Below are 9582 nucleotides of genomic sequence, written 5' to 3'. Positions count from 1 at the left end.
GCGCACGCTCGCGCGCCGCGGTCAGGGCGGGCAGGCCGACCTCGTGCGGGCCTTCGCCGCCCACTACGCCGACCGCGGGCGCTGCCCCGCGGACGACACCGCCGACGACACCGTCGACCGTTTCGCCGAATCGACGATCGCGGCAGCTCCCCCGGCAGGCCCCGAGCCGCATTTCCGCAGCTCAACGGTTTCCGCACTTTCGGCCGCCACGCCGCGATAGCCGAAACGGCGAAACGTTCGCCGGCACCCGGAGCCTCGACTCCCTGACGACGCAGATGACCCCGACGACCCTGACGACCCTGACGACCCTGACGACCAAGACCACCCTGGAGGCGACATGACCATCGATGTGACCGCCGCGCCCGACGTCGTGCGCGAGCAGCTCGCGCAGGAGCTGGCCCGGGTGCGGGAGCGCTCTCGAGGCCTGACCACCGCGATCCTCGACGACGGCGAATTGCTCGCGCAGCACAGCAAACTCATGTCGCCGCTGGTGTGGGACCTGGCCCACGTCGGCAACTACGAGGAGCTGTGGCTGCTGCGCGAGGCCGCCGGCATCGAGCCGATGCGCCCGGAGATCGACGACATCTACGACGCGTTCGAGCACCCTCGCTCGACCCGGCCGACGCTGCCGCTGCTCAGCCCCGCCGAGTCGACCGGCTACCTCGACCTCGTGCGCCGCAAGGTGCTCGACTCGCTGCAGACCGCCCGCTTCGAGGGCGCCGGGCGGCTGCACGAGGGCGGCTTCGTCTACGGACTCGTGCTGCAGCACGAGCATCAGCACAGCGAGACGATGCTCGCCACCCACCAATTGCGCCGCGGGCAGCCGGTGCTCGGCCTCGATGCCGAGCCGCCGGTGCCGCGTGACCAGGTGCCGCTGCCGGCGGAGGTGCGGGTGCCCGGCGGCTCGTTCGTCATGGGCACCGACGACGACCCCTGGGCCTACGACAACGAGCGGCCCGCCTACGAGGTGCACGTGCCGGAGTTCTGGATCGACACCACACCCGTCAGCGTCGGCGCCTACCGCGCGTTCGTCGAGAGCGGAGGCTACGACGACGAACGCTGGTGGAGCCGGCGTGGCTGGGAGTGGCGGTGCCGCTCCGGCAAGCGCGCGCCCGCCTTCTGGATCGCCGACGGCGACGGATGGTCGAGACGCCGATTCGCGCGCATCGAGCCGCTGCCCGACGACGAACCGGTGCAGCACGTCTGCTGGTTCGAGGCCGACGCCTACGCCCGCTGGGCCGGTCGGCGGCTGCCCACCGAGGCCGAATGGGAGAAGGCCGCGTCGTGGGACGAGGCGACCGGCACCAAGCGTCGATTCCCGTGGGGTGACACGCTGCCCACCGACCAGGAGGCGAACGTCGGGGAACGCCGGTACCGACCCACCCCCGTCGGCTCCTACCCCGCCGGGGCCGCTCCGTGCGGGGCCCGGCAGCTCATCGGCGACGTCTGGGAATGGACCTCCTCGGACTTCCACGGCCACCCCGGCTTCTGCACGTTCCCGTACGCGGAGTACTCCGAGGTGTTCTTCGGCGGCGACTACAAGGTGCTGCGCGGCGGCTCCTGGGCCACCGACTCCCTGGCCACCCGCGCGACGTTCCGCAACTGGGACCACCCGATCCGACGGCAGATCTTCGCGGGCTTCCGCACCGCTCGCGACGCCCGACCGGCCCGACGCGACCGCGCTGACCGCGCTGACCGCACTGACCACCCTGACCGATCCGCCGGAGCCGGGGAGTCCACCGGCTGATGTGCCGTCACCTGGCCTGGCTCGGGCCGCCCCGGACCCTCGAGCGGCTGCTGTGCGAACCCGAATTCGGGCTCCTTCGTCAGTCGTACGCGCCGCGGCGGCAGCGGTTCGGCACGATCAACACCGACGGCTTCGGGGCCGCCTGGTACGTGGCCGGCCGCCCGGAGCCGGTGCGGTACCGCCGCGCGCAGCCGATGTGGGCCGACGCGTCGTTCGCCTCGCTGGCCCCGACGATCGCCGCGGGGTGTGCGCTCGGCGCGGTGCGCTCGGCCACGATCGGCACCGCCGCCGACGAGTCGTGCGCCGCCCCGTTCGCCGACGGCCCGCTCGCGTTCAGCCACAACGGGCGCATCGACGACTGGGCCGGGGCCCGGCGCGCCCTGGCCGCCGACGTGGCGGAGGTGCCGCAGGCCTGGGCCGGGGTCGACTCGGCGCTGGCCTTCGGCCTCGCCGCGGCCGCCTATCGTCGCGAGGCCCTCGACCACCCGCCGGGCGAGGCGCCCGGGGCTGTGGCGGCGGCGCTGGTCGAGGCCGTCGCGCGGCTGCGTCCCTTCGGGGGCCGCCTGACGTTTCTGGCCACCGACGGCGCGACGCTGGCCGGCACCGTCGTCGCCGAACCGATGTACGTGACCCGCCGCGACGGCGGCGTGCTCGTCGCCTCCGAACCTGACGGCACACAACAGTGTGACGACGAGTGGCGGCAGATCCCCGACGAACACCTCGTGCGGGTCGCCGGCGCGCCGCCGGGCGTCGACGCACCCGACGGGCTCGACGTCGTCATCGAACCCCTGCCGAACTGACCGAACCCGCCGGGCCCACCGGACCCACTGAACCCGCCGGACCCCAACGCCGGGCCCGCGCTGACCGCGACTCCGCAATGACGAGGAGACTGCCGTGCCCGCTCGAACCCGCACCCGCGACAACAGACTCGACATCCATCTGCGTCCCGAGGAGCTGCGCGAGACCCTGCGCCGCGACGTGCGCGCGGGGCTGACCGCGACGCCGAAGACGCTGCCCTCGAAGTACTTCTACGACGCCCGGGGCAGCGCCCTGTTCGTCGACATCACCCGGCTGCCGGAGTACTACCCGACCCGAGCCGAGGCGGCGATCCTGGCGCGGCACGCCGACGAGATCGCCGCCGTCTCCGGGGCCGACTGGCTCGTGGAGCTCGGGTCGGGGGCCAGCGAGAAGACCCGCCGCCTGCTGCACGCCCTCGAGGCCGGAGCCGGGCTGCGCGGCTACGTGCCGTTCGACGTCAGCGCCGCCGCCCTCACCGAGGCGATGGATGCGCTCGCGCAGGAGTTTCCCGGCCTCGAGCAGCACGGGGTCGTCGGGGACTTCGAGCGCCACCTGCCCGCGCTGCCCCACCCGCCGCGGGGCGGCACCCGCATGGTCGCCTTCCTCGGCAGCACGATCGGCAACCTCGATCCCGGGGAGCGCGCGCGATTTCTCGACGACCTGCGCGGCGGGCTCGCGGCCGGCGACACGCTGCTGCTCGGCACCGACCTCGTCAAGGACACCGGGCGGCTCGTCGCCGCGTACGACGACGCCGCGGGCGTGACCGCCGAGTTCAACCGCAACGTGCTGCACGTGCTGCGCCGCGAGCTGGGCGCCGACGTCGATCCGGCCGACTTCGAGCACGTCGCCGTGTGGAACGCTGCGGACCGGTGGATCGAGATGCGGCTGCGGGCCCGGCGCGACCTGGAGGTGCGCGTGGCCGACCTGGGTCTGGCCGTGCGGTTCGCCGCGGGGGAGGAGGTGCGCACCGAGATCTCCGCGAAGTTCGGCCGCGAGCAGGTGCGCGCCGAACTGGCCGCCGCCGGGTACACCCCGCTGCGGCAGTGGACCGATCCCGACGGCGACTTCGCCCTCACCCTCGCCCGGCTCGACCAGGCGTGACCGACACGCAGTCCGGGCCGGTCGCGGCCCGCGACCGCCGGTGACCACCCTGACAGTGCCCTGGAACGGTCACGGACCGGTCCCTGAGCGCGGGCACCCGGCGCCGAGGCGCACCTACCCTGGGCGCATGACACAACACGGGGAAGGTCAGTCGGGCTCGGCGCACCAGCCGTCGGAGCTTCAGGACCGGGTGCGTCGGCACGCGTCGGCCGACGCGGAGATGCCGGTCATCCAGCCGAGCATGGGTGAGGTCGACCGTCGCCAGCAGCCCGCGTCGGCGCAGGGGCTCGAGCCGGCCGCGCGTCCCGCGGCACCGGTCGCCGGGCAGAGCAGCCAGAGCAACCAGAGCAAGCAGAGCAGCCAGAGCAACCAGGTGCGGGTCTTCGGTGATCTCACGCGAACCGGCCAGTTCCGGCTCGAGGAGAAGAGTTCGAGCCTGATGCTCTTCGGTGACGTGTTCCTCGACCTGCGGGAGGCCGAGCTGCCCGCCGAGTCGGAGGTCACGGCGTACAGCCTCTTCGGCGACGTCAAGGTCGTCGTGCCGCCGGGGGTGAACGTGCTGGTCAGCGGCTTCTCGCTGTTCGGTGACGACAAGGTCGAGAACGCCCAGCGGGCCGAGGGCGGCCCGACGCTGAAGATCCACCGCGTCGGCGCGTTCTCCGACGTCAAGGTCAAGACCGCCCTGCCGGGCGAGAAGATCTCCAAGCGCTGGCGCATCCTCTGACGCCTCGACGCGCACGAGCGCACTGACGCGCACGGGGTCGGCGACCCCGGCGGCGGCGGGTTCTTCGCGGAGGCGGTAACCGCTACGCCCGCAGTGCGGTTCGTCGACGCGCGGCCTTCAGATTCCACGAGGGCGGCCGATCGGATCAGTGGTCCCGGTAGCGGCCCGCGCCCAGGTCGGGCCGCGCACCGGCTCCCGTTCTCCCCTCGACCGCCGTCCGCCTGCTCAGGGGGCAGGCAGCGCGGCCGGGGGAGTGCGGCGGGGGCCGGCGCCGGGCATTCGTTCCACCCCTCCGAAGGGACGACATGACCCCGCGTCGTGCCGCCACGGCCGTTCCCGTGGTCCTGCTGTGCGGCCTGCTCGCTGCACCCGCCGGTGTGCCGGCCCTCGCCGCGCCCGGCGACCCGGGCGCTCCCGGCTCGCCGACGCCAACCCCGAGCCGCACCGCGAGCCCGTCGCCCACCCCGAGCGGCACCGCCAGCCCGTCGCCCACCCCGAGCCACACCGCGAATCCGCGGGTCGCGGAGGCGATCGACCGGCAGGAGGCGCTGGAGCGCGACGTCCGCGCCGCCCAGGAGCGCATCGACGCCGTGTTCGCGCGCGCGGAGCTGGCGACCGAGCGCTACAACGAGGCCCGGGTGGCGCTCGGCCGCAGCGTGCGGGCGGCGCAGCAGGCGGCGCGGGAGGCCACCGCCTCCCGGGGTCGCGCCGCACAGGAGCGGGCCCGGGTCGACGACCTGGCCGTGCAGGTCTACATGCAGGGCGGCAGCCTCGAGGACTTCGGCCCGCTCGTGGGGCTGACCCGCCTGGCGCAGGGCTCCGACGTGGCCCGCGATCTCGCCGATCTCGAGGCCGTCGGCACCTTCCGCGCGCAGAGCCTCGAGCAGGCGCGCGCCGCCGCCGCCAAGGCCCAGGCAGCCCAAAGGGCCGCCGCGCAGGCCACGATCGCGCAGGAGGCGGCCGCGGCCCGGTCGCGGCAGGCGTTCGACGCGGCCAACGCGGCCGTCGCGGCCGCCCAGGCCGAGCAGGACACGCTGTCGGCCCGTCGCGAGGCCGTGCTCACCGAACAGGCCCGACTGCGAAACACGAGCACGGAGCAGGAGCGGGCGCGCATCGACGCCGTCGTGGCGCGGGAGGCGGTCCGCGCCGCGCAGGCGAAGGCCGGCGTCATCCGGGTGGGCACCGTGCCGGCTCCGGACCGGCAGTCGGCGGCCCAGGCCATCACCTACGCGCGGCGACAGCTGGGCAAGCCGTATCTGTGGGCCGCGGAGGGCCCCGACAGCTTCGACTGTTCGGGCCTGACGATGCGCGCCTGGGAGAGCGCCGGCCGCCCGCTGGTGCACTTCTCCGGCGCGCAGTACGACCAGACCGCCCGGGTGCCGCTGGCCGCGCTACAGCCCGGCGACCTGGTGTTCTTCAGCGACGACCCGGCAGCGATCCACCACGTCGGGCTGTACGTGGGCGACGGCCGGATGATCGAGGCGCCGCGCAGCGGCCTCACCGTGCGGTACTCGACGATCCACCGCCCCGGGCTGCTGCCCTACGGCGGCCGGCTCTGAGTGGCTCAGATGCGATGTGCGGCGACCTCTGCGACACCGGCGGGCCTGACCTTCTCGGCCGGCCCGGTGGAGCCAGCGAACTCAGTGCTGGTGCGGGCGGGGCCAGCGGCTCGTCGTGACGTTGTTCTCCTTGGCCCGGTCGATGGCCTCGAGGATCACGCGGTTGGCGTGCTCGCGACCGGCCCAGTGCGCGCCCTCCACCGACTTGCCCGGCTCCAGGTCTTTGTACGTCTCGAAGAAGTGCTGGATCTCGAGGCGGTCGAACTCGCTGACGTCGTCGAGATCCTGAATGCGGGTGATGCGCGGGTCTTTCGCGGGCACGCACAGGATCTTGTCGTCGCCGCCGGCCTCGTCGCGCATGTGGAACATGCCGATGGCGCGGCACATGATGAGCACGCCGGGGAAGGTGGGCTGGTCGAGCAGCACGAGCGCGTCGAGCGGGTCGCCGTCTTCGCCGAGCGTGTCCTCGATGTACCCGTAGTCGCTCGGGTACTGGGTCGAGGTGAAGAGCATCCGGTCGAGGCGGATCCGACCGGTCTCGTGGTCGACCTCGTACTTGTTGCGCTGCCCCTTCGGGATCTCGATGGTCACATCGAAGAACAGTGGCCCGGTGCCTTCGTGCGTGCTCGTCATTCCGGCCGGTCTCCTCGTCTTCACCTTCGTCGAACGCTGCGCACTCAGGGTGTCACGTCTGGCGGGTCAATGTTGCCCGTGTCCGGCGAGGAACTCGACCCGGCGCCCCGCGGAAGGGACGAACGGCCCGCTCGATGCGCCGGACGGCCACGCGCGCACGGGGATCGACGAACGACATGGAGCCGGTCGTGACGCGCCCCGGGAGACGGGCTGGTGTGCGGGCGGGTGTGGCGGCGCTCGTCGTCGCGCTGCTCGCGTCGGTGGGGTACGCGGCCCTCGATGCGGTCGACGTCGTGCCCGGCGTGCTCACCAGCGACCTGGGCTCCGAAGACGACGTCCCGCCTGCGCCCCCGTCGGAATCCACGTCGCAACCCACGTCGGTTCCCCCGGGCGGATCCGGCGCCACGGCCGACACGACGACCGACACGACGACCCTCGAGCCGACCAGAGGCGGGCTCGCCGGGCTGCGCACTCCGGCCGCGCAGTCCGGGCAGGATCGAGCCGGGCGCGCGAGCGGGGGGCCGTTGGCGTTGCCGAGCGGGCCGGGAGCCGCTCCGGGCCCGACGCGCAAGGGGTTGGAACGGGCGCTCGCGACGGCGCTGGCCGACCCCGCGCTCGGGCCGTCGGTCGGCCTCCAGGTGCGGGACGCGGCCGGCACCGTGGTGTACTCCCGCGACGACCGCCGCGCCAAGACGCCCGCCTCGACCACCAAGGTGCTCACCGCCGTCGCCGTCGCCCAGGCGCAGGACCTCACGCAGCGGTTCCTGACCCGGGCGCTGTACGACCCCGGCGCCGACGCGGGCGCCGGAAGCGTACCGACGATCGTGCTCGTCGCCGGCGGCGACAACCTGCTCGCCGCCGATGCCGGCGATCCGGGCGCAGTTGCTGGCCAGGCGGGCCTGGGCGATCTGGCGCGGGCCGTGGCCGCCGCCCTGCCGACCCCGCGGCCGAAGGCCGTGCGGCTGGTGCTCGACGACCGGTTCGCGCGCGGTCCGGCCGTCGCCCCGGGCTGGGGCTCCGACGACGTGCGCCTCGGCCTCACCGGTCCGGTCGCGATGCTCGGGCTGGCCACCGACCGCGCCGTGCCCTACCGGCCCGCCTCCGCCGATCCCGCGATGACCGCCACCGCCGCGTTCGCCAAGGCTCTTGCCGCCGCGGGTGTGCCGGTCACCGGACGCCCCGCCCGCGGCCACGGCACCGCGGCCGCCCGCGCGATCGCCGAGGTGCGTTCGGCGCCGGTCGGCGACGTGCTGGCCCTGGCGCTCGACGAGTCCGACAACGACCTCACGGAGTCGGTGGCGCGCTGGGCCTGCGCCCGCGGCCGGGCCCCGACGACGTTCGCCGGCTGCGCCCGGTGGGTGCGCTCACGCCTCGCGGACGCGGGGCTGGACGTCACCGCGGTGCGGCTCGCCGACACCAGCGGGTTGTCCGCGGGCACGAGCGTGCCCGTCTCCGTGGTCGGGCACGCCATGTGGCTCGGCACCAGCGGGCGCAACCCGGGGCCGGCGTCGGTGCTGTCGCGGCTGCCGGTCGCGGGCCTGTCCGGCACCCTGCACGACCGCTTCCGCGCCCCCGAGGCCCGCGCCGGGGTAGGTGTCGTCCGCGCGAAGACGGGTACTCTCACCGGCGTCGGCGCCCTCGCCGGGAGTGTCGTCGACGCCGAGGGCGAGGCCCTGACCTTCGCCGTGATCGCCGACCGCGTGCCGCCGGCGGGAACGGCCGCCGCCCGGGCCGCGTTGGACCGGCTTGCCGCCACCCTGGCGGGGTGCGGCTGCCGGTAGGAGCGTTCCGCCCGCCGCAGACGACCGCGAGAGGACGACCATGAACCGGGAGCACGAGGAGATCCGCGACAACCAGGAGAGCCAGGAGCACCTGGGCGGCAGCGCAGCCCACGGCGACGACCGGGAGCAGGACCTGCGCCTCGTCGACTGGGGGTTCGCCACGGCCGCCGCCCGCCGGCTCACCCCGGCCGGTCCGGGTGTCTCTCCGGACGAGGCCTCCGCCGCCGTCACCGCCCTGCGCGAGGCGGCCCGGCGGTCGCACGGCTACGTCGCCGACACCACGGGCCTGGTGACCCCGGACGACATCCCGCCCGCGCTCGTCGTCGACCGCGCCACGTGGATCGACATCAACGCCGGCTCGTTCTCGCAGCTGCTCGACCCGGTGCTCTCCGACGCGATCCGGCGGTCTTCGCGGCCCGCCCCCTCGCAGACGGCCCAGCGCGTGGGCAGCAAGTTCACCGGCTCCGAGGTCGCCGGGCTGTTGTCGTTCATGTCGACGAAGGTGCTCGGTCAGTACGAGCTGGCGCCGGGGCGGCCCGCCTCCGCGGCGCGGCTGCTGCTCGTCGCGCCGAACGTCGTGCAGGCCGAACGCGAGCTGGGCGTCGACCCGGGCGATTTCCGCCTGTGGGTGTGCCTGCACGAGGAGACCCACCGGGTGCAGTTCACCGCCGTGCCGTGGCTGCGCGAGCACATGCTCGAACGAACCGCCGCCCTCGCGAGCGAACTGGCTCCCGACGTCGACACCGTGCTCGAGCGGCTCAAGCAGGCCGTCGGCAACGCCCCGGAGGCGCTGCGCTCGGGTGGCGCGGGCCTGGCCGGACTCTTCCTCACCCCCGAGCAGAAGGAGCAGGTGGCGCAGGTCACCGCGGTGATGTCGCTGCTGGAGGGGCACGCCGACGTCGTCATGGACGAGGTGGGACCGCAGGTGATCCGCACCGTCGCGCACATCCGCGAGGTCTTCGAGCGGCGCCGCGACGGGCTCGGCATGTTCGACATCGTCGCCCGTCGCCTGCTCGGCCTCGAGGCCAAGATGCTGCAGTACCGCGAGGGCGCCGAGTTCGTGCGCGGCGTCATCGACGCCGTCGGCATGGACGGGTTCAACGCGGTCTGGACCTCGCCGCAGACGCTCCCGACGCCCGCGGAGATCGCCGATCCCGCGGCCTGGGTCGCGCGCGTCCACGGCTGACACGACCCGCCCACGACCCACCGGCCCACCGCCGCCGCGCCCGTGCCCGGACC

General features: G+C 74.3%; 9 protein-coding genes. 8 read left to right on the top strand and 1 reads right to left on the bottom strand.

The genetic code is table 11. The features are described 5' to 3' along the window. From PINTE_RS23400 to PINTE_RS18555, 6 genes are all read left to right on the top strand, one after another. Positions 1-220, top strand: a 220-nt coding sequence (locus tag PINTE_RS23400) for a hypothetical protein (protein WP_217996639.1), incomplete at its 5' end; no start/stop codon positions are given. 117 nt (positions 221-337) lie between these two features. After that, a complete protein-coding gene (egtB, locus tag PINTE_RS18575; RefSeq protein ID WP_084343796.1) occupies positions 338-1747 on the top strand; it encodes an ergothioneine biosynthesis protein EgtB in 1410 nt (469 codons plus the stop codon). After that, on the top strand, positions 1747-2547 hold the full coding sequence (gene egtC / locus PINTE_RS18570; RefSeq protein ID WP_068433711.1) for an ergothioneine biosynthesis protein EgtC: 801 nt from the start codon (positions 1747-1749) through the stop codon (positions 2545-2547). Before egtB ends, egtC begins: the two co-directional genes overlap by 1 nt. A gap of 94 nt (positions 2548-2641) precedes the next feature. After that, positions 2642-3646, top strand: coding sequence for an L-histidine N(alpha)-methyltransferase (egtD, locus tag PINTE_RS18565; RefSeq protein ID WP_068433709.1), 1005 nt, complete (start codon positions 2642-2644; stop codon positions 3644-3646). Between the two features lie 127 nt (positions 3647-3773). Next, on the top strand, positions 3774-4370 hold the full coding sequence (locus tag PINTE_RS18560; RefSeq protein WP_084343795.1) for a LiaF domain-containing protein: 597 nt from the start codon (positions 3774-3776) through the stop codon (positions 4368-4370). A gap of 305 nt (positions 4371-4675) precedes the next feature. Continuing rightward, positions 4676-5929, top strand: a complete 1254-nt coding sequence (locus PINTE_RS18555; protein WP_157087364.1) for a C40 family peptidase — start codon at positions 4676-4678, stop codon at positions 5927-5929. 81 nt (positions 5930-6010) lie between these two features. On the opposite strand, the gene PINTE_RS18550 is transcribed toward PINTE_RS18555, so the two are convergent. Next, a complete protein-coding gene (locus PINTE_RS18550) occupies positions 6011-6562 on the bottom strand; it encodes an inorganic diphosphatase (RefSeq protein ID WP_068433705.1) in 552 nt (183 codons plus the stop codon). Between the two features lie 188 nt (positions 6563-6750). On the opposite strand from PINTE_RS18550, the gene dacB reads away from it, so the two are divergent. Both dacB and PINTE_RS18540 read left to right on the top strand, forming a co-directional pair. After that, positions 6751-8343, top strand: a complete 1593-nt coding sequence (gene dacB / locus PINTE_RS18545) for a D-alanyl-D-alanine carboxypeptidase/D-alanyl-D-alanine endopeptidase (protein WP_169798573.1) — start codon at positions 6751-6753, stop codon at positions 8341-8343. Positions 8344-8383: 40 nt separating this feature from the next. Further along, entirely contained in the window at positions 8384-9529 is a 1146-nt protein-coding gene (locus PINTE_RS18540) for an Rv3626c family coenzyme F420 biosynthesis-associated protein (RefSeq protein ID WP_084343793.1), read from the top strand. Positions 9530-9582: the final 53 nt, after the last annotated feature.

This window comes from Piscicoccus intestinalis NBRC 104926 (genome assembly GCF_001515525.1).
Classification (GTDB): Bacteria; Actinomycetota; Actinomycetes; order Actinomycetales; family Dermatophilaceae; genus Kineosphaera; species Kineosphaera intestinalis.
The sequence above is the reverse complement of the archived record's forward strand: the minus strand, read 5'-3'. Positions and strand labels throughout refer to the sequence as shown.